This window comes from Fibrisoma limi BUZ 3 (assembly GCF_000296815.2).
GTDB lineage: Bacteria > Bacteroidota > Bacteroidia > Cytophagales > Spirosomataceae > Fibrisoma > Fibrisoma limi.
In genome coordinates, this window is the sequence record NZ_CAIT01000009.1 from 1,686,881 (window position 1) to 1,705,484 (window position 18,604).

General features: G+C 50.3%; 19 protein-coding genes and 1 tRNA gene. 8 read left to right on the top strand and 12 right to left on the bottom strand.

Annotated features, from left to right (window positions below):
* Positions 1–43 precede the first annotated feature (43 nt).
* From BN8_RS26745 to BN8_RS26765, 5 genes are all read left to right on the top strand, one after another.
* Entirely contained in the window at positions 44–3,205 is a 3,162-nt protein-coding gene (locus BN8_RS26745; protein ID WP_009285079.1) for an efflux RND transporter permease subunit, read from the top strand.
* Positions 3,206–3,303: 98 nt separating this feature from the next.
* Positions 3,304–3,552: an acyl carrier protein gene (locus BN8_RS26750; protein WP_009285080.1), complete on the top strand. Its 249-nt coding sequence runs from the start codon at positions 3,304–3,306 to the stop codon at positions 3,550–3,552.
* 126 nt (positions 3,553–3,678) lie between these two features.
* On the top strand, positions 3,679–4,110 hold the full coding sequence (locus tag BN8_RS26755; RefSeq protein WP_009285081.1) for a ubiquitin family protein: 432 nt from the start codon (positions 3,679–3,681) through the stop codon (positions 4,108–4,110).
* A 26-nt stretch (positions 4,111–4,136) separates the two neighbouring features.
* Positions 4,137–4,418 carry an acyl carrier protein gene (locus tag BN8_RS26760; RefSeq protein ID WP_040006555.1) on the top strand — a complete coding sequence of 94 codons (282 nt, stop codon included), beginning with the start codon at positions 4,137–4,139 and terminating at the stop codon, positions 4,416–4,418.
* A 12-nt stretch (positions 4,419–4,430) separates the two neighbouring features.
* Positions 4,431–4,682 carry an acyl carrier protein gene (locus BN8_RS26765; RefSeq protein WP_040006556.1) on the top strand — a complete coding sequence of 84 codons (252 nt, stop codon included), beginning with the start codon at positions 4,431–4,433 and terminating at the stop codon, positions 4,680–4,682.
* Positions 4,683–4,908: 226 nt separating this feature from the next.
* On the opposite strand, the gene BN8_RS26775 is transcribed toward BN8_RS26765, so the two are convergent.
* The 3 genes from BN8_RS26775 to BN8_RS26785 all read right to left on the bottom strand — a co-directional run bounded on the left by BN8_RS26775 (position 4,909) and on the right by BN8_RS26785 (position 8,396).
* The gene (locus BN8_RS26775) at positions 4,909–5,835 is read right to left on the bottom strand and encodes a PfkB family carbohydrate kinase (protein ID WP_009285084.1); all 927 of its coding nucleotides are present in this window, start codon (positions 5,833–5,835) and stop codon (positions 4,909–4,911) included.
* Between the two features lie 45 nt (positions 5,836–5,880).
* Positions 5,881–7,131, bottom strand: coding sequence for a DoxX family protein (locus BN8_RS26780; RefSeq protein ID WP_009285085.1), 1,251 nt, complete (start codon positions 7,129–7,131; stop codon positions 5,881–5,883).
* A gap of 74 nt (positions 7,132–7,205) precedes the next feature.
* A complete protein-coding gene (locus BN8_RS26785; protein ID WP_009285086.1) occupies positions 7,206–8,396 on the bottom strand; it encodes a hypothetical protein in 1,191 nt (396 codons plus the stop codon).
* A gap of 127 nt (positions 8,397–8,523) precedes the next feature.
* Between BN8_RS26785 and cysS the strand changes: the two genes are divergently transcribed.
* A complete protein-coding gene (gene cysS, locus BN8_RS26790) occupies positions 8,524–10,014 on the top strand; it encodes a cysteine--tRNA ligase (RefSeq protein WP_009285087.1) in 1,491 nt (496 codons plus the stop codon).
* Between the two features lie 75 nt (positions 10,015–10,089).
* Positions 10,090–11,112: a M28 family peptidase gene (locus tag BN8_RS26795; protein WP_009285088.1), complete on the top strand. Its 1,023-nt coding sequence runs from the start codon at positions 10,090–10,092 to the stop codon at positions 11,110–11,112.
* On the opposite strand, the gene BN8_RS33445 is transcribed toward BN8_RS26795, so the two are convergent.
* The 9 genes from BN8_RS33445 to BN8_RS26840 form a co-directional block, all read right to left on the bottom strand.
* The gene (locus BN8_RS33445; RefSeq protein WP_192579091.1) at positions 11,062–11,400 is read right to left on the bottom strand and encodes a hypothetical protein; all 339 of its coding nucleotides are present in this window, start codon (positions 11,398–11,400) and stop codon (positions 11,062–11,064) included. The two genes, BN8_RS26795 and BN8_RS33445, sit on opposite strands and share 51 nt — an antisense overlap.
* Positions 11,401–11,534: 134 nt before the next feature.
* Positions 11,535–12,107, bottom strand: a complete 573-nt coding sequence (gene nadD, locus BN8_RS26805; RefSeq protein WP_009285090.1) for a nicotinate (nicotinamide) nucleotide adenylyltransferase — start codon at positions 12,105–12,107, stop codon at positions 11,535–11,537.
* A gap of 63 nt (positions 12,108–12,170) precedes the next feature.
* Positions 12,171–12,770 (bottom strand): guanylate kinase, encoded by a 600-nt coding sequence (gene gmk, locus BN8_RS26810; protein WP_009285091.1) that lies wholly within the window; start codon positions 12,768–12,770, stop codon positions 12,171–12,173.
* Between the two features lie 74 nt (positions 12,771–12,844).
* Positions 12,845–13,135: a hypothetical protein gene (locus BN8_RS26815; RefSeq protein ID WP_009285092.1), complete on the bottom strand. Its 291-nt coding sequence runs from the start codon at positions 13,133–13,135 to the stop codon at positions 12,845–12,847.
* An 80-nt stretch (positions 13,136–13,215) separates the two neighbouring features.
* Positions 13,216–13,830, bottom strand: coding sequence for a sigma-70 family RNA polymerase sigma factor (locus BN8_RS26820; RefSeq protein ID WP_009285093.1), 615 nt, complete (start codon positions 13,828–13,830; stop codon positions 13,216–13,218).
* A 260-nt stretch (positions 13,831–14,090) separates the two neighbouring features.
* Entirely contained in the window at positions 14,091–14,603 is a 513-nt protein-coding gene (locus BN8_RS26825) for a hypothetical protein (protein ID WP_009285094.1), read from the bottom strand.
* A 70-nt stretch (positions 14,604–14,673) separates the two neighbouring features.
* Positions 14,674–15,480, bottom strand: coding sequence for a (Fe-S)-binding protein (locus tag BN8_RS26830; RefSeq protein WP_009285095.1), 807 nt, complete (start codon positions 15,478–15,480; stop codon positions 14,674–14,676).
* A gap of 52 nt (positions 15,481–15,532) precedes the next feature.
* Positions 15,533–16,798 carry a hypothetical protein gene (locus BN8_RS26835; protein ID WP_009285096.1) on the bottom strand — a complete coding sequence of 422 codons (1,266 nt, stop codon included), beginning with the start codon at positions 16,796–16,798 and terminating at the stop codon, positions 15,533–15,535.
* A 77-nt stretch (positions 16,799–16,875) separates the two neighbouring features.
* The gene (locus BN8_RS26840) at positions 16,876–18,270 is read right to left on the bottom strand and encodes a 4Fe-4S dicluster domain-containing protein (protein ID WP_009285097.1); all 1,395 of its coding nucleotides are present in this window, start codon (positions 18,268–18,270) and stop codon (positions 16,876–16,878) included.
* 159 nt (positions 18,271–18,429) lie between these two features.
* On the opposite strand from BN8_RS26840, the gene BN8_RS26845 reads away from it, so the two are divergent.
* Positions 18,430–18,502, top strand: a tRNA-Phe gene (locus BN8_RS26845).
* Positions 18,503–18,604: the final 102 nt, after the last annotated feature.

Below are 18,604 nucleotides of genomic sequence, written 5' to 3' on the forward strand. Positions count from 1 at the left end.
GTTCGTTCACTCTTTCGCTCAATTACTCTTTCACTCTTTGGCTATGAAATTTGTCGAAACCATCATCAAACGTCCTTCGGTGATCATTGTCCTCTTTGGGATACTGACCATTGGCGGCCTGTTCAGCTATCGGCTGCTGAGCTATGAGTTGTTACCGGAGTTTTCTGTTCCTACCATCACGATCACGACGTCGTACCCCGGCGCGGCTCCGTCGGAAGTAGAAACGGAGGTAAGTAAGAAAATTGAAGACGCCGTATCGGGTCTGGATAACCTCGACGACGTTACGTCGAAATCGTTCGAAAACGCATCGGTCGTCATTGTCCAGTTCAAAGCGGGCACCGACATTGATGCGGCCCTGGAAGATGCGCAGCGGGAGATCAACAAAATGGTGAGTGATCTGCCCGACGATGCCGAAGCGCCGTCGATGTCGAAAATATCGCCCAGCGACCAGCCGATCATGCAATTACTAGCCACGTCGACACTGCCGAATGAGGTGTTTTATCAGCAGGTTGAAGACAAGTACCTGCCGGTATTGCAGCAGATCAAGGGCGTCGCCGACATCTCCATGGTAGGGGGCGACAAGCGGGAAATCCGCATCAATGTCGACGACGACAAGCTGAATTACTACGGTCTGTCGCTGCTCCAGGTATCGCAGGCCATCAACCAGGCCAACCTCGACTTCCCGACGGGTAAGGTAAAGAGCACAACGGAGAACATGACGCTACGCCTGGCCGGTAAGTTTACGTCGCTGAACGACATCCGGAATCTGGTCATCGCTACGCCCCAGAACGGCAGCCCGATTCGGGTGGGCGACGTAGCGAACGTAACCGACGGCCTGACCGATCCGGAAAGCATCAGCCGCTACAATGGTCAGAACGGTATCGGTCTGTTTATCAAGAAGCAATCCGATGCCAACGCCGTTGAAATCAGTCGATTGGTGCAGGAGAAGCTGGCTCAGATTGAAAAGCAGAACGCTAAAGATAAGGTGAAGTTCGCCATCGCTTACGACAGCAGCATTTTTACGCTGGCATCGGTAGAAGCCGTAACACACGACCTGATTCTGGCGGTAGTGCTCGTAGCGGTCGTTATGCTCCTGTTCCTCCACAGTTTCCGCAATGCCGTGATCGTAATGGTATCCGTACCGGCGTCTTTGATTTCGGCCTTCCTCTTTATGTACGTAATGGGCTATTCGCTCAACCTGATGACGCTGCTGGCCCTGTCGCTGGTGATCGGTATCCTGGTCGACGACTCCATTGTGGTGCTCGAAAACATTCAGCGTCACCTGGAAATGGACGGCCCGACGGGTCGGAAAAACCGCTGGCAGGCCACTATTGACGGTGTCAGCGAAATCGGGTTCGCGGCCGTGGCTATTACGCTGGTGATTGTGGTTGTATTCGTACCCATTACGTTTGTCAGCTCCGTAATTGCTGATCTGCTCCGTCAGTTTTCGCTGACGGTTGCGTTTGCTACGTTGGTCAGCCTACTGGTCAGTTTCACGCTCACGCCCTGGATGACGTCCAAACTGGCGAAGTTGGAGCACCTAAATCCGAATAATCCCTTTCAGGCTTTTCTGCTCTGGTTTGAAAAGCGGTTGACTGGCCTGACGAAATGGTATCATAACAGTCTGGCTTGGGTACTGGGTCATAAGCTGGCCTTTACGGGTATCCTGGTAGCCATCTTCGTGTTCACTGGCTGGGTTATGAGCTTAGGAATTATTGGTCAGGAGTTCGTAGCGCAGGGCGACCAGGGCAAGTTCCTGCTTACAATGAAGCTGGATAAGAGCGCATCGTTGCAGGAAAATAACCTGACGGCCCGCCGGATCGAAACGTATCTCCGCAAAAAGTCCGACGTAAAAACCATTTTTGCCAACGTAGGTGGGGCCAGCACGGGCCTGAACAGCACCGGCCAGGGCGAAACCAACCGGACCGAGCTGACCGTAGAGCTGACACCGGTTGAAGAGCGAGCGAACCATCAGCCCACGGAAGATTACATGATTGCCGTTCGGAGAGAACTCGCTCAGCAGTTCCCGGGCATCGAGTTCAACTCATCTATTATCGGGATGGTCAACGCTGGCTCAGCACCCATCGAAATTATTCTGAGTGGCGATAATGTCAACGAGAACCTGGCGGCTGCCGAAGACCTGAGCAACCGGCTCAGAAATATGCCGGGAGCCAACGACGTCAACGTATCGGTTGAAGCCGGGAATCCCGAAGTTCGGGTCGAAATCGACCGGGAGAAGATGGCCAAACTTGGTCTTTCTATCCAGACGGTAGGCGCTACGTTGCAGAATGCGTTTGCCGGTAACGACGATTCCAAATTCCGGGATAACGGCGAAGATTATGCCATCCGTGTTATGCTTGATGCCTTCGACCGGAAAAATCCGGACGATGTGAAGAACATCAACTTCTTTAGTCCATCGGCCAACCGGTCGGTGCGGCTGGCCGAGTTTGCCGACGTATCGCTTAGCAGCGGCCCATCTGTTTTAGAGCGCAAGAACCGGCGTTCGTCGGTTACGGTTACGGCCAACACGCTCGGTATCGGCTCCGGAACACTCACCAACACCATCCAGGCCGATCTGGCAGCGAATCCACTGCCGGCCGGCGTTACGGTAGCCTGGGGTGGCGATGCGAAGAACCAGAACGAAAGTTTCGGTTCGTTGGGCATTGCCATGCTGGCAGCCTTGCTGTTGGTCTACTTCATTATGGTGTTGCTGTACGACAGCTTTATCTACCCGCTCGTAGTACTTTTCTCGGTACCGGTAGCTGTTGTGGGGGCGCTGCTGGCCTTGGCCCTGAGCTCCTCGAATATCGGCATCTTTGCTATGCTGGGTATGCTGATGCTGATCGGTTTGGTGGTGAAGAACGCCATCCTGATTGTTGACTTTGCCAACCAGCAGAAAGCGCAGGGCATCCCCTTCAGACAGGCTATACTTCATGCCGGAGAGGAACGCCTGCGGCCAATTCTGATGACGACCATCGCCATGGTGATCGGTATGATACCCATCGCGATTGCGAAAGGTGCCGGGGCCGAGTGGAAAAACTCACTGGCCTGGGTACTCATCGGCGGCCTGAGCAGTTCGATGGTGCTGACTGTCTACCTGGTGCCGATGATGTACTACCTCGTCGACCGGACGAAAGAGTGGTACAGCAATCGGTTCGGGAAAGCCAAATCGAACGAAGCGGTACCTGAAGTGGCCGTATCCTGACAAACTAATGTGACGACGAAAGAGCGGGACGGCTCTCTACCGGGGCGTCTCCTTCTTTCGTTGAACAAGACTGCCAACCAACATAACCTCTCCTCGCGATGACACTTCAACAAATAAACAATCGTCTACAGGACATCCTCGCCAACATGGGTATCAGTCTGGCGTCGCTGACTGACCAGGCCCATTTAACCCGCGATCTGGGACTCGACTCACTGGACGTAACCGATTTATTGGTCAGGATTGAGCATAAGTTCAGTATCCGGATTCCGGACGACGATTGGTGGAAGCTGCAAACCATCGGTCAGTTGAAAAACTATCTGCTCAACGAGACGGCTTTTGACGGGTAATTGATACGGTCTATGTACCGCCCTTTCGCCTTTAGTACGTTTTTGGACCGCTTATCATACTTCAATTGATCGTAGGTATAAGCAGGTATTAAATTTCGGCTCCTACCCCCACTCCACTTATCAACTATGGCATCAACAATCAATTCCATTCCACTTTTATCAATCACGACTTTGCTGGCCGACTACGATCAGTGGCTGGCTTTTCTAAAAACCTCTCAGCGAACTTCCCGCCGGTATGAGCGTCAACTCACGAAGATTGGGAAGCGTTACCCGTATCTGGCTTCACTGAGCGACTATTTGCGTAGTTGCATGCGGCAGCGCAGTCAGTTTTTTGGGCGGCTGGCAGTCTTATTGTCCGAGAAGGCCGACAAACTGCGTAACGAACCGACCAACGATGTATTGATCCAGCGACTGACGCAGGCGCATCCTACCATGCAACAAGTGATCAGTCAGATGAAACAGGCTTTTGCGGACCTTACCGAGTCATATCGTACGCTGCCAGTTCCGGTAGTAGCCGCCGATACCCTGTCGCTAATGCCGCCCATAAGCCTGCAGTAGTTTTCATGACCCATAATCAACTACCGATGAATACATACCAACGTTTAAAAGAGCTTATTCTCACTCAGGGCATCGTAACGGCATCGGCCATTCATCCAAATGCTAACCTATCGCATGACTTGTCGTACAATCTCAGAGACGTAGCGGAACTGACCCGAATGGCCGAACAGCATTTCGGTGTACAAATTACTCTCGAAGAGTATAGTACGTTTGAGACCGTTCGGGACATCGTTCATTTCCTTAATAATAAGCAGATTGAGCGCGACCTTACGATACCTTTTTCAGACTACTCATCATTGGCCTTGTAGGGTGGTACTAACATGGAGGAGCAGATAAAACAACTACTAACTCAGCTAACTGGCCTACCGATGTCGGCCATTACACCCGATACCCATCTGGTAAGAGACCTTGGATTAGACAGCCTCGATGTGGTTGACCTGATCATGCAATTGGAACAAACCTTCGGGATACGTATTCCTGATCAGGATTATTCGCTATTGGGTACGTTCCAGGACGTAGTGTCCTACGTACACGTTGCAACCACGAGCCCTCGAGAACTGCCGGTTGCGTAAATCGGTGTTGTCAGCAACACGTTTTAAGTCCAGGTCGATTTGTGTCAAGGCTAAGGCCGTAGTCCAGTCAATAGTTATCCCGTTTGCGATCACAAAAGCAAAGCTCCGTAAGATCGGCCTATTATCATTACAGGCTGCTCTTACGGAGCTTCGTTGTTTGATTGATCTGGTAGTAATTATTGACAGGCCGTCCCTATGGGATTATGAAATTGCCTCAATTCAATGATCAAATCACTTCTTCAAATCCGAACGCCGACAGCTTCACAAATTCACTTACGCGGGCCTGAATTTCGTCCTGCGTCAGATTCATAATACGTTCGGCACCAAATTTCTCCACGCAGAACGACGCCATTGCCGAGCCATAAATGATACCCCGCTTCATGTTGTCAAACGAAATGTTGTCGGTTTTAGCGAGGTAACCGATAAATCCACCCGCAAACGTATCGCCCGCACCAGTGGGATCGAACACCTCCTCCAGCGGTAGGGCCGGCGCGAAGAAGATCCGGTCTTCGTGGAAAAGGAGGGCTCCATGCTCACCTTTTTTGATAATAACGGTTTTCGGGCCCATCGTCCGGATTTTGGCCGCAGCCCGTACCAGCGAGTATTCGCGGGTCAGTTGCCGGGATTCTTCGTCATTCACGACCAATACATCTACCTGCTTAATCAGTTCCGTCAGGTCGGGATACGCGATTTCAATCCACAGGTTCATCGTATCCAGTACGATTAGCTTGGGGCGGGTACGCAACCGCTCAATCACCGTCCGCTGGATGGCCGGCGCCGTATTCCCCAGCATCAGGTACTGGCAGTCCTGATACGATTCGGGGATAATCGGATCGAAGTCTTCCATCACGTTGAGCTGAACCTCTACTGTATCGCGGGTATTCATGTCATTGTGATACTTCCCCGACCAGAAGAAGGTCTTTTCGCCCTGACGAATCTGTAGGCCTTCGGTATTCACACCATGCTGTTGCAGGTCGTTGATCATGCTCTGCGGGAAATCGTCGCCGACTACCGCAACCAGGTTATTTTTCTCGGCGAAGTATGATGCTGACAGCGTGATGTATGTAGCGGCTCCGCCGATGATTTTATCAGTCTTGCCGAATGGGGTTTCCAGCGCATCAAACGCCACCGACCCGACGGTGAGTAAGCTCATTTACTTGTGTTGAAGTTTAGAAGTCCCAAAGATAGCAACTTACCCTCAGCGGTTAAACGGATACTCATTTATCCAGTGAAAACCTCGATTCACGAGGAGAAATCTGCCAACCGGCTGCCGTCGCAGGCGGGCGTAAACAGAATCCTGCCTGAAGCGCCCCTGAAACACCAGCGTGTTGGTGTCGGGTCGGGTGTACCGGAAAACTGATTGCTCTGTAGCGCCAAAACGCGGGCGTACAACAGCGCGAAGCTTAGCCGTATCAACCTCCAGGGTATATCCGTACAGCGAGTCGGACATCATTCGAAAATGTATAGTACTGAAGTTATGATAACCCGATATAATTACCTGCCGCCAACGTGTAGTATCGGTCATCATTGGAGCCAACGTATCACCGTTTAAGGCAAATGTCTCAACCTGGTAGAGGCCATAAAGCGGGCCTTTAGGGGCGTTATCACCGTATTGTTTGTTGGTCAGGAAACCATCAGCTATGTTTTTGTAAAACACAAAACCAATCAGAAGTGCCTTGATGACAACACGGCCAATGCGCCAACGACGCGATGTTCGAAAAGGTGTTAGATCAAGAGCAGGCGCGGGCCGATTCAGTAATAAAACATTGATCAGTCGTTTTCCTTCGGTGGCCAAAACAAACAAGGTCATCAGGAGTAAATTCGACGAATACAGCTTCACTGGTACATCGAAACAGAAGTTTATCGCGACAATATTGCCAATGACTGCAATCAAAATAACAGCTCCCAGCGCCGTACTACGCCGAAAGAGCAACAGTCCTCCGCCGACAACTTCGGCCAGGCCAGTAAACCAATTATAAGCCGTTGAATAACCCATAAAGGTCCAAGCCAGTCCCATGGGCGACGACTGGCCGTAGGGTTCTAGTAGCCGTGTCAAGTTCGGGAAGGGGAATTGCGTTTTGAACACCTTGGCAAAGCCATAGCCGAACATTATAGTGGCCAAATAATACCGCAACACTACAACCAGCCAGTAAAGCAAGGTATTGTAATTAGCCCGACGGCGATCAAGCAACGACCATACAATCAGTGCGGCTACTGCCACAGCAACGTAGCAAAACACCTCAACGTAATTGAACGTAGTATCACCACTGCCGTTGGGAAAGACGGTTATTTCGTACGGCAAGTGAATGATATTTCTACCTACCCATGGCACTATTGAGTTTTTAAATGGGATGGGAAGGATGTACAGCAGGAAATAGACGAAGAAGAACCGGAAGGCAAGCTTTTGGGCACTATTCCACTGCAAAGGATAAACAAGGGCCTGGCTCATCAAAAAATATGATTGGACTGGAATAAGTCAAAAAATAATAACAACCATATACAAAGCCAAGCCCAGTCTTTGTCTTAAATAATCGGATGGCGCTTAAACTCCTTCGTCCGGTCAAACAGGTACCGGTACGTTATGTGACGCTTGATGATGACGCCCCCCAGCAGCTTAGCGAACCGAATCATCTTGACGTTGAAATCGCCAATCCAGTTCAGTTCCAGGTGTTCGTACTGAAAGTTTTGTGCCCACGCAATTTTAGAAAACGCAATGGCAATCGCTGACTCAATCCCCTTTCCCTGAAAATCAGGAACCACACCGAATATGACGCCAAAGGCTTTACTGTTCGTTTTCCGGAGCTTGTAGTAGAGAAACTTCAGCTTACCTAACAAATCCATTTTTCCGTCGACATGCTTGAAGTACTGATTCAGTTCAGGCAGCATGACAAAAAACGCGATGGGTTGCTCCGTAGGAACATGATAGCCAAACCAGACCAGTTGCTCATCCATGACCGGCTTCATCTGCTCCATTATTTTTAACGCCCGCTCAGCCGACATGTCGTTCACACTTAAATGCTTTGCCCAGGCTTTGTTGTAGATCTCCGCAAAATCGGCAGCAAACTTGGGCAAGTTACTCTTTTGGATCGTGCGAAACTCGTATGTGGGGTCTTCCAGAATTCGCTGCGACCGCTCAAGTACCGTCGGATGCAGAACTTTTCTAACTTTTTCTTCTGGAATCGGCAGGTAAAACGTGTGCTGCTGGTAGTACTCCCGAAATCCGTAGGCTTCAAAAAGCGGAATGTAGTAGGGCTTGGTATACGGCATCCCATAATTGGGTTCCTCATTGAACCCATCTACTAACAGGCCCCACCACCGGTCGCGGTCGCCGAAGTTAATTGGGCCGTCCATGGCTTCCATTCCCTGGCTCGCCAACCAGTCGCGGCAGGCATCGAACAGTTGGAATGCAGCCGCCTGGTCATCAACGCACTCGAAGAAACCCATACCACCCGTAGCCTGCTCGTTGTCGGCAACAGCCGTTTTGCGGTTTATGAAGGCCGCTACGCGTCCTAACGTATTCCCCGTATCGTCGAGCAACAGCCAGCGCACGCATTTACCCTCTTTAAACAGCTTATTGACACCAGGATCGAATACAGTATTGATGTCTTTGTCCAACGGGCGAATCCAGCACGAATCATGCTGATACAACCGGACCGGGAACTGCAAAAACTCCTTCTGATAAGCTGGGTTTGAACCAACCTCAACTAATTTCATAATTTTAAATCTGTTCAATCTGCACAATTCGGCAAATCTGTGGCTAAAGATAGCGAAAACCGTAACGCACCTCTTTTTCCGGGCAACATTGCGTAGTTTTGTGCGTCAATTGATTCGTATTCAGTTAATGGCACAGCCACTCAAAATATACAATACGCTCACCCGCCAGAAAGAACTGTTTGTACCGCTCAATCCGCCATACGTCGGCATGTATGTCTGCGGCCCAACGGTTTACAACTACGTCCATTTAGGTAATGTCCGTACGTTTCTGACCTTCGACACCCTGTTTCGCTATCTGACGCACATCGGCTACAAAGTCCGCTACGTGCGTAACATTACCGACGTGGGCCACCTTGTCGGCGACGGCGACGAAGGTGAAGATAAGATCGGGCGCATGGCCAAGCTCGAAAAGCTGGAGCCGATGGAGATTGTGCAGCGTTACACAAACAACTTCCATCAGGTGATGGAACAGTTTAACATTCTGCCGCCCAGCATCGAACCAACGGCCACCGGCCACATGGTCGAACAGATAGAGGCCGTTGAGAAACTACTTGAAAAAGGGCTCGCCTACGAGTCCAACGGCTCCGTGTATTTCGACATCGAAGAATATAACCGGCGGGGTGGCCGCTACGGCAAACTCTCCGGCCGAGTTCTGGATGATCTGCTCAACGAAACCCGCGAACTGGAAGGGCAGTCGGAAAAGCGGAATCCGCTCGATTTTGCCATCTGGAAACGAGCCGCCCCGGAACACATCATGCGCTGGAACTCTCCCTGGGGGGTTGGGTTTCCCGGCTGGCACCTGGAGTGCACCTGCATGAGTACTAAGTATCTGGGCACACAGTTTGATATTCATGGGGGTGGTATGGACCTGAAGTTCCCACACCATGAATGCGAAATTGCGCAGGGCGACGGCCTGACTGGCCATGATCCCGTTCGGTACTGGATGCATTCGAACATGCTGACCGTAAACGGCCAGAAGATGTCCAAGTCGCTGGGTAATTCGTTTCTACCGAGCGAGCTGTTTGCCGGCGACCATTACCTGCTCGAACAGCCCTACAGTCCAATGACGGTTCGGTTCTTCATGCTCCAGTCGCACTACCGCAGTACGCTCGATTTTTCAAACGAAGCCCTCAAAGCGGCCCAGAAGGGATATCGTCGGCTGGCTAATGGACTCCGTGTTATCAAGACGATGACGTACCAGCCAAACGATGCCATCGCCCCCGATCAGACTAAGCAGGAAGACATTCGCCAGGCCGTGCAGTCCTTCTATGAGGCCATGAACGATGACCTGAACACGGCCGTTGGCATAGCGCAGTTGTTTACCCTGTTAAAGTATGTTAATATGCTCTATCTGAACCAGCTTCAGGGAGCTACGCTGGGCGAAGAAACGTTTACGCTATTGAAGGAGTCGTTTGCTACGTTCTTCGAGGACGTACTGGGGCTGCAGGAAGAAGGCGTAACGAGCCAGCCTGTTCTGGAAGGCCTGCTGACGTTGTACCGCGAGTACAAAGAGCAGAAACAATACGACAAAGTGGATCAGATCCGGTCTTATTTCAAGGCACAGGGCCTGTCTATTAAAGATATGAAGCACCAGATCGACTGGGCATATGAGGAGTAACGACTGGGCCAATCTCCAGATTGGCCCTTGTAAATAGTCAACTAAGCCAACCTGGAGATTGGCCCGGACAAACCAATGACCAAACGATTCATCAGCTTTATGCTGGCTCTTACGCTGGCCGTTTCCGGTTGTAAAACCAAACAAAACGAAAACACCAATCAAACTGAGCAGCAAACTCCACAGGTGTCAGCACCATCTTTCAACGCGGACTCAGCCTATACGTTCATCGAACAGCAACTGGCCTTTGGGCCACGTGTGCCGAACACACCCGCTCACCAGCGCGGTGGCGACTTCCTGGCAGCCAAACTCAAGGAGTTCGGGTGCGACGTAACGGTGCAGAACTTTACGGCTACGACCTGGGACGGTAAAAAACTGAATGCCCGTAACATCATCGGTAGCATCAATCCGCAGGCGCAGAAGCGTATCTTGCTGGCCTCACACTGGGATTCGCGCCCGGTAGCAGATCAGGACAGTGCAGCCGCTGATAAAACAAAGCCCGTTCCTGCGGCTAACGATGGAGCCAGTGGTGTCGGCGTTTTGCTCGAACTGGCCCGTACCATTCAGCAGGCGCAACAGAAGCCCAGTGTTGGTGTGGATATCGTATTCTTTGATGCCGAAGACTGGGGCAATAGCGAAAAAGCTGGTAACGATTTTGAACAACCAACCGGCAATAGCATTGACTACATTGGTTTTTGCCTTGGTTCACGGTATTGGGCAAAGAACCCACACAAACCAAATTATACAGCCTACTACGGTATTTTACTCGACATGGTTGGGGCCAAAGGCGCGACGTTTGCGAAAGAAGCTTACTCGATGCAATATGCTCCGAGCGTTATGAACAACGTTTGGCAAACCGCAAGCCGATCGGGCTACAGCCAGTACTTTGTCGATACGCAGGGTACAGCCGTGCTCGACGACCACATCGCCCCCAATACGATCGCTAAAATCCCGATGATTGATATAATCCATACGAACCTGAATTCGGGCGGTTTCTTTCAGGACTGGCACACTACCGAGGATACGATGGAGAACATTGACCGGGGTACGTTAAAGGCCGTTGGCCAGACGTTGCTGCAAACGCTGTACAATGAACAATAGATTGATGCCATGAAAAGCAAGCTCTATTGTTTCATTGCGCTTCTTGCTATTAGCTGCGGTCCCCCACCCGATCGTTTTGGCGAGCTTGATCTCAAAACCTGGCGAGACGATCGGGGCGGTTGCAATGGCAAACGGGCGGATCTGGTACCGGCTTTTAAAGCCGTGCAGCAAGATTTGAAGGGAAAATCCGCGAATGAGATTGGTGAACTGCTCGGGCGGCCGGACGTGAATCAGATTGCTGACCGCAATCAAAAGTTTTACATCTACTTTTTGGCGCAGGGTGATCATTGTGGCAAACCAGGCACTAAATCAAATGCCCCCTCGGTTGCCATTCGAATGAGTGCTATTGGGCTGGCTACCGAAATTACCTACCAGAACGGTATACCCTGATGTAACAGTGACCGGGCCGCATTCAGCCTCTGTTACAGATAAAACTTCTTGCGCACGATCATCTCCTCTACTATCTCCGGCACCATGTAGCGAATTGAGCGATTTTGCCGGATGCAGTCGCGAATGTACGTAGCTGAAATATCCAGCAGAGGAGCTTCCACCATCCGGACGCTGGTATGTTCGCGAAAAGGGCTGGCTACGGCCTTCGGTCGTGGATATACGTACAGTCCAAAGTATTCCAGAATGCGTTCGTAGTTTTTCCAGTTAGCAAACTGCTCCAGATTATCTTCCCCCATGATCAGCTTGAACTGGTGCTGCGGATATTTTTCCTGTAAGCGGATCAACGTATCAATGGTGTAGCTGGGCTTAGGCATTGAAAATTCAATGTCGGTTGCTTTCAGGCGACTGTTGTCGGCTATGGCCCGCTCGACCATATCGTACCGGTCGAACTCGTGCAGCAGACTTTTGTTTTTCTTAAACGGATTTTGGGGAGAAACCACAAACCAAACCTGTTCCAGATCGGTCGTAGTAGCCATCACGTTGGCAATGATCAGGTGACCGATATGGATCGGATTAAATGAGCCAAAGAATAAGCCGATTCGCACAGGAGTATTAATAAACGAAATGCCACCCTTTAGCAGAATGGCATTTCATACGTTCAGCAAAGATTAAAGCACTGTCGACCGAGCCGGAACCCTGGATTCATTCACAAAGTCATCGACTAGTTTCTGTGCCTTTTTCAGAGAAGTTTCCAGGTCATCGTTGACTAAAATGACGTCAAAGCGGTCCTGGAAGCTCATTTCGAAATGCACTTTAAACAACCGCTTCGACAAACTTTCTTCTGTTTCCGTGCCGCGAGCCAGGAGCCGCTGGCGCAGCGTTTCCTCATCCGGAACCTTTACGAAGACAGCGAGTGCCCGGTCGCCATAATAGTCTTTAAGTTTCAGACCGCCCTGGACATCTACATCAAACAGCACATGCTTGCCCTCATCCCAAAGCCGCTGAATTTCTGACTTGAGCGTACCGTAGAAAGCACCGGTGTACACCTCCTCCCACTCGACAAATTCGTTATTATCGATTTTGGTTTTGAACTCCTCGGGCGTTAAGAAGTAGTAATCTTTCCCATTTTGTTCGCTTCGACCGCGACGGTCGCGTGTACAGGCCGAAATGGAAAAGCCGAGATGTTCGTTCTCGGCTAATAAGTGCTTGACAATCGTTGTCTTGCCCGAACCAGAGGGGGCAGAAAAAATGATAAGCTTACCTTCCAATGTTGGTGATTGATTGAATGACTAATAGCTGACTTGTAGAAAACATACAAAGCTATTCAGCAACTCTACCAAAATTAGCTAAAACTTGCAATTCGTGCTTTTATCGTTGCTACCAGTTTTTCAGGGCAGCACTTTTTCTCCATTCGTCCCTGCAACAACTCTTTAATCTCTTTCTCTAAATGGTACATCTGGATGCAGGGCTGACAGGTTTCGAGATTAACCTTCAGCTTCTCAAGCTGCTGTTCAGTGGCTTCTCCGTCCAGAATTAACTGAATCATCTTCAAGCAGTCTGCCTGATGGTCACAATGCTGTTTCATCTTGGGCTGTGTCTCGGACGAAGATGATATGGGCAACGACGTTTGCATTGGAAAAATTTTATTTATTCCAAGAATAAGAATACGTTATGTTGTCTGTAGAACCAAAATTCCTCAAGAAAAAGTTCGGTTTATTCTTCGTTTTCTTCGTTATAACCCATTGAAGAAGCGTAATCACGCAATTTTTCTTTTAACAGGTTACGGGCGCGGTGCAATCGCGAACGAACGGTACCAATTGGAATATCCAGGATTTTGGCCATCTCCTCGTACGTGAATCCTTCAATATCACAGAGGATAATAACCGTCCGGAAATCCACCGGTAATGAGTTAAGGGCGGTTGCAACTTCATCGCCGATCAGATCAGACACGGCTTCGGCCCGAAGGTCGACCGTGTGCTCCACTTCAGCCTCCTCAGAGTTATAGGTCGTTTCAACGTCCTGATAATCTACTTTAGCCGGCTCTTTGCTTTTCTTCCTGTAATCGTTGATGAAGCTGTTCTTCAGAATGCGAAACAACCACGCTTTTGCGTTAGTTCCTTGCTCAAACGACGATATAAACCGAAACGCCTTCAGATACGTATCCTGTACCAGATCGTTGGCGTCGTCTTCGTCCATCGTCAGACGGAAGGCAAAGTTGTACATTGAGTCTATGTGGGGCATAAACTCTTTATTGAAGATCTGATACTTCTGATCTTCTGTATAGCCGCGAGTTGGCGTATCTGACATAATTTCGGGCATAGTCGCCATAAAATTACAAGTTAATTGCCGTTCACCATCAGCGGTACCAACGACTTCATTACCTTTTCCTAATAAATTCGTTACGGCTTGTCCGATATTGACTGCAAAAATCAATCCTTTGTTCAAAAAAAAGGTTTGAAAAAGACAATGTCTGACGAATTGACAGTGAACGTTTTAAAAAGAGACAATGTTAAAAGCCGGTCCGTTGCCTAACATACGAAGTTAGCACCGGACCGGCTTTCTCTGTCAGCCAAAAAATAGCGGAAAATTTAAGCGGCTACGTTTTTAAAGTAGCGCTTCAACCAGGAATCCGCTGCCCGAATCGTCCAGTTGGCTTCAAATTCGGCCTTGGTTTTAACAAGTGTATTATAGACAAGTGTGTTGGGGGTCAGAGAACCGGCCGTCACAGCCCCTTTAATATCGGGCAAGGAAACCGCCTGAACGGTTCCATCGGCTGTCTGTAAAGCTGCCGATCGGTCAAAAAAGTCTACCGGTCCGTTGTTATGGCTAACTTGTTGACCAATCGCCTGGAGTGTTCGCACTGAGGAATCAATTGAGCAGCCGCTTGGCAGATTATATCCTTCATCTACAGCTACGACCACAAACCGATTAGCCACTACCTTTGCCGAAGCCAGCAATGGCTGTCCATGAGCGGCCCATTGGGCCAACGCCGACTGAAGTGCCTGCTGAGTCTCTGACACTTCGTCATCTGACAGGGGCCGATTTGCCTGGTACACCCATACGCGGGCTTGATCAGGCAGCTTATTAAAGTCAATCCACATGGTTTTTATTGCTTAGGGCAGGGGTTTGGGGCAAGGGGTACACCTAATATTCCCTCTGCCCTCCACAAATTCACAACCCTTCACCGCGCGCAATGAGTTCCGAAATATCGTAGACTTTCACGGAATCCTCGCGGTTCTGGTTTTTAACACCGTCGGACATCATGGTCATGCAAAACGGACAGGCCACGGCGATGGTATCAGCACCAGTACCTAATGCTTCCTGCACCCGCTCGACATTTACATCTTTATTACCCGGCTCTGGCTCCTTGAAATACTGAGCACCACCTGCTCCGCAGCAAAGGCCGTTGGTCCGTGAGCGTTTCATTTCAACCAGATCAGCGTCCAGCGCAGCCAGCACCTCGCGGGGAGCTTCGTAAATTTTGTTGGCACGGCCCAGGTAGCACGAATCATGGAACGTAATCCGGCGGCCTTTGAACGACTCACCATCTTTCACCCGAACGCGACCTTCATTGATCAGTCCCTGCAAAAACTGGGAGTGGTGAACCACTTCATACTCACCTCCTAACTCTGGGTACTCGTTCTTGAGCGTATTGAAGCAGTGCGGGCAGGCCGTAACGATCTTCTTGACGTTGTACCCGTTCAACACCTGGATATTGGCCATCGCCTGCATCTGAAACAGGAACTCGTTTCCGGCACGACGGGCTGGATCACCCGTACAGGCTTCTTCCGGACCCAGCACGGCAAATTTGATACCTACATGGTTCAGGATACGGACAAAAGCGATTGTTACGCGTTTATACCGATCATCAAATGAGCCGGCGCAACCGACCCAGAACAGAATTTCGGGTTCTTCACCGGCCGCAGCCATATCGGCCATGGTCGGTACTTTATAGACTTTTTCAGTTGTTGCTTCCATTGCAAAAAGGTGCCAGATTATACTTGATAGACTCTGGACGGATCTTTTTCACTTATGCAGCAATGTGTTGTTTTACACGGTATCGATCTACTGTCGCCTGCCGGAAAGCTAGCCATACGAAGTAAGCCACACCCGCAACAGTGCCGACTTCCATGACGTATTCAAGCAGGTATTGGCCGTTTGTCAACATCTGAGGGTTCGTATAGAGCGGTGTCCCGAGCTTCCACCAGTACGACGGCTGAATGGTTACCAGCGCATTTAGTACCAACAAAACCACTACCTGTTGTCTGTTCCGCCAGTCGATTACCCCAAACGAAAGCGGCAGGAGATAGATAAACGCGTAATTGCCAAATGAGCTTTTATGCACGAACATCATGAATCCGAAACACAACACCCAAAGTATAGGTAAGGCGCGTTCATAACCGACGTTTCGAAGACGTAGCTGCCAACCACCGTAGGCGGATACAGCCAAAACGGCCACTAAACCAATAGCACTTAACGTACTGGCGTAAGGCATGAAGTCACCGATTATAGGAGCCATTACCGTGGGCAAATTTGGCGCAAACGGCATGTTTGCAAACATCAGTGGGGTTAGCATCCCTTCGCCGGTCAACCAGTAAAGAATGGCCAGACCAGGCAATCCAATTACCAACAATCCGGCAACGTACTGCACTGGCCGACGTACCCAGAAGAACAGGGCGGCTACGATTAGTATTGCCAACGCTTTCGTAACCAGCAGGGCTACCGCCATAAGCAGACCCAACCGAAATTCGCCTGGCCTGCGTGACCACATCCATAAACTCACCGCTCCGAATACCCACATCCAGATGTCTTCCTGGCCTCCAAGCACGCAAAAGACGAGCGGAGCAGGCAACAGCAGGTACAGTAGTCCAACTAGTTGGGCAAGCCCACCGAGCCTGGGCCGATAGAACCGATACGTCAGCCCGAACGCCAGCCCCTCCATGAGAATCATCAGCAGTACGATTGCTTTCGCACTGTGCCAGATAACCAGCGGAAGCGCTGTCACGTAGGCAAACAACGGACTGTAGGGCGACCAGAAATCCCGGTAAACGACCTCGCCCCGAAAGGCGTGACTGGCCGAATCATAAAATACCGGAACATCCGAACGAGGTTCCAGCCCGAGTACGGTGTATATGACAACAAACGGCACAAGACGACAAAGAACAAATGCACTCAACAGTATCCGGTTGGCAGTTGCTTCGGGCAGATTCACTAACTGACTTCTTCGCCAGTAAGCAAGACCAAACGCGACGCTTCCGCCAATGGCCACCAAAACTTTAATCAGAATAATATTCATGAACTCAACAGATCAGGCCGAAAATTACAGCCCCGTCTGCGTATTAACGTTTAACAGCGGCAAAACTTTCGCAGCGGTTACTTTGTCGAAACCGGCTCATTTACCTGCTCGGCCCAGTTAAAGCGATCGCTCGGCGAAAACTTCCAGGGCGCCATGTTATTTTCGATGTTACTGAACATGGCGTTCCAGGAAGCGGGTGCCTGCGCTTCTTCCATCACCCGATAGCGACGTAGTTGCAGGATAATGTCCAGCGGGTTGATGTTCACCGGGCAAGCCATTACGCAAGCCTGACAGGTCGTACAGGCATTGATCTCCTCAACGGTGATGTAATCGCCCAGCAGTGACTTATCATCTTTATAATCGCTGCCATGCTCCTTCCAGCCGCGCTGAATATCTTCCATCCGGTCGCGGGTGTCCATCATGATTTTTCGGGGGGATAGCTTTTTGCCGGTAATATTAGCCGGACAGGCCGCCGTGCAGCGCCCGCACTCGGTGCAGCTATAGGCGTTCATGAGGTTGATCCACTTCAGATCATACACGTCTTTGGCCCCAAAGCGACCAATATCACCAGATGTTGCCTCGGCCGGTTGCTCGCCGTTGTCATTAGCCTGCGAGCCATCGGCCCCGGTCGTGAGGGGTAGACCAAGTGCGAGTTGAACCTCTTTAGTGATTTCCGGCATGTTCTGCATCTCACCTTTCGGCTGAAGATCGGAGAAATACACGTTCGGGAAGCCAAGGGCAATGTGTAGGTGTTTCGAATACGTTACGTATACCGCAAAGGCCATAATTCCCAGGATGTGAATCCACCAGGCACCGCGTTCGTAAGCAACAAGACCCGAATCACTAAAACCGGCGAACAGCGGTTTTAGATGCTGGCTAATGATAAAATCTCCAACCGGAGCGTCAGCATAGTGCCCTACCCCCCTGTCGCGCAATGCGCTGTCGGCTGCGTTCCAGGTCAGGAAGGCAATCATCAGGACGATTTCAGCCATCAGGATGATGGTTGCATCAGACACCGGCCAGCCCCGTAGCTCGCGGTGACGGCTTGCCTGTAAGCGACTCACACGGGCAATAAACCGCCGAGCCAGGAAACCGACACAGACAAGTAAAACGCCGGCAGCTAATACCTCAAATACACCGATCAGAAACGGATAAACAGCCGTGGTATATGGTGCAAATAGCCGGTGGGTCCCCAAAACGCCGTCCAGAATGATTTCCAGAATCTCAATATTAATGATGATGAACCCGAGGTATATCACAAAGTGCATAACACCTACTAATGGGTTCGTAAACATCTTTTTTTGACCGAATGCAACGAGCAACATAGTACGTAGGCGCTCATCTGGATGATCAGTACGGTTTTCGGCCCTCCCCAGTTTGATCGCCCGACTTATTAACTGAACGCGCCTGGTAATGTACCACGCAGTGACAGCAACAGCGACGATAAACAATATTTGCTGCAAGTAATCCATATGTCTGTAAGAATTATAGAGGCTGAAAATCAACAAAATGATACCTCAGCCAGCTATTTACTAAAAAATATTTCAGGAACCAGATTGCAATTCGTTTACAAACCGTTAATTTTGCACCCACGTTTGACACGCCAACGTATCAGGCGTCGACTAGCTAACGGTGATGTAGCTCAGTTGGTAGAGCAAAGGACTGAAAATCCTTGTGTCGGCGGTTCGATTCCGTCCATCACCACCTCAGAGTCAGGCAGTTACGACAAAAAGTTGTGACTGCCTTTTTTGTTGGTACAACAATGGTACAACATCCGCGTTGAGGGGCTTCTTTATAAGCAACTCA

Bases quoted from the DNA above. Each gene is read 5' to 3' on its own strand.
- BN8_RS26745 (WP_009285079.1), top strand. From the start codon at position 44: ATGAAATTTGTCGAAACCATCATCAAACGTCCTTCGGTGATCATTGTC.
- BN8_RS26750 (WP_009285080.1), top strand. From the start codon at position 3,304: ATGACACTTCAACAAATAAACAATCGTCTACAGGACATCCTCGCCAAC.
- BN8_RS26755 (WP_009285081.1), top strand. From the start codon at position 3,679: ATGGCATCAACAATCAATTCCATTCCACTTTTATCAATCACGACTTTG.
- BN8_RS26760 (WP_040006555.1), top strand. From the start codon at position 4,137: ATGAATACATACCAACGTTTAAAAGAGCTTATTCTCACTCAGGGCATC.
- BN8_RS26765 (WP_040006556.1), top strand. From the start codon at position 4,431: ATGGAGGAGCAGATAAAACAACTACTAACTCAGCTAACTGGCCTACCG.
- BN8_RS26775 (WP_009285084.1), bottom strand. From the start codon at position 5,835: ATGAGCTTACTCACCGTCGGGTCGGTGGCGTTTGATGCGCTGGAAACC.
- BN8_RS26780 (WP_009285085.1), bottom strand. From the start codon at position 7,131: ATGAGCCAGGCCCTTGTTTATCCTTTGCAGTGGAATAGTGCCCAAAAG.
- BN8_RS26785 (WP_009285086.1), bottom strand. From the start codon at position 8,396: ATGAAATTAGTTGAGGTTGGTTCAAACCCAGCTTATCAGAAGGAGTTT.
- cysS (WP_009285087.1), top strand. From the start codon at position 8,524: ATGGCACAGCCACTCAAAATATACAATACGCTCACCCGCCAGAAAGAA.
- BN8_RS26795 (WP_009285088.1), top strand. From the start codon at position 10,090: ATGACCAAACGATTCATCAGCTTTATGCTGGCTCTTACGCTGGCCGTT.
- BN8_RS33445 (WP_192579091.1), bottom strand. From the start codon at position 11,400: ATGATCACCCTGCGCCAAAAAGTAGATGTAAAACTTTTGATTGCGGTC.
- BN8_RS26815 (WP_009285092.1), bottom strand. From the start codon at position 13,135: ATGCAAACGTCGTTGCCCATATCATCTTCGTCCGAGACACAGCCCAAG.
- BN8_RS26820 (WP_009285093.1), bottom strand. From the start codon at position 13,830: ATGGCGACTATGCCCGAAATTATGTCAGATACGCCAACTCGCGGCTAT.
- BN8_RS26825 (WP_009285094.1), bottom strand. From the start codon at position 14,603: ATGTGGATTGACTTTAATAAGCTGCCTGATCAAGCCCGCGTATGGGTG.
- BN8_RS26830 (WP_009285095.1), bottom strand. From the start codon at position 15,480: ATGGAAGCAACAACTGAAAAAGTCTATAAAGTACCGACCATGGCCGAT.
- BN8_RS26835 (WP_009285096.1), bottom strand. From the start codon at position 16,798: ATGAATATTATTCTGATTAAAGTTTTGGTGGCCATTGGCGGAAGCGTC.
- BN8_RS26840 (WP_009285097.1), bottom strand. From the start codon at position 18,270: ATGGATTACTTGCAGCAAATATTGTTTATCGTCGCTGTTGCTGTCACT.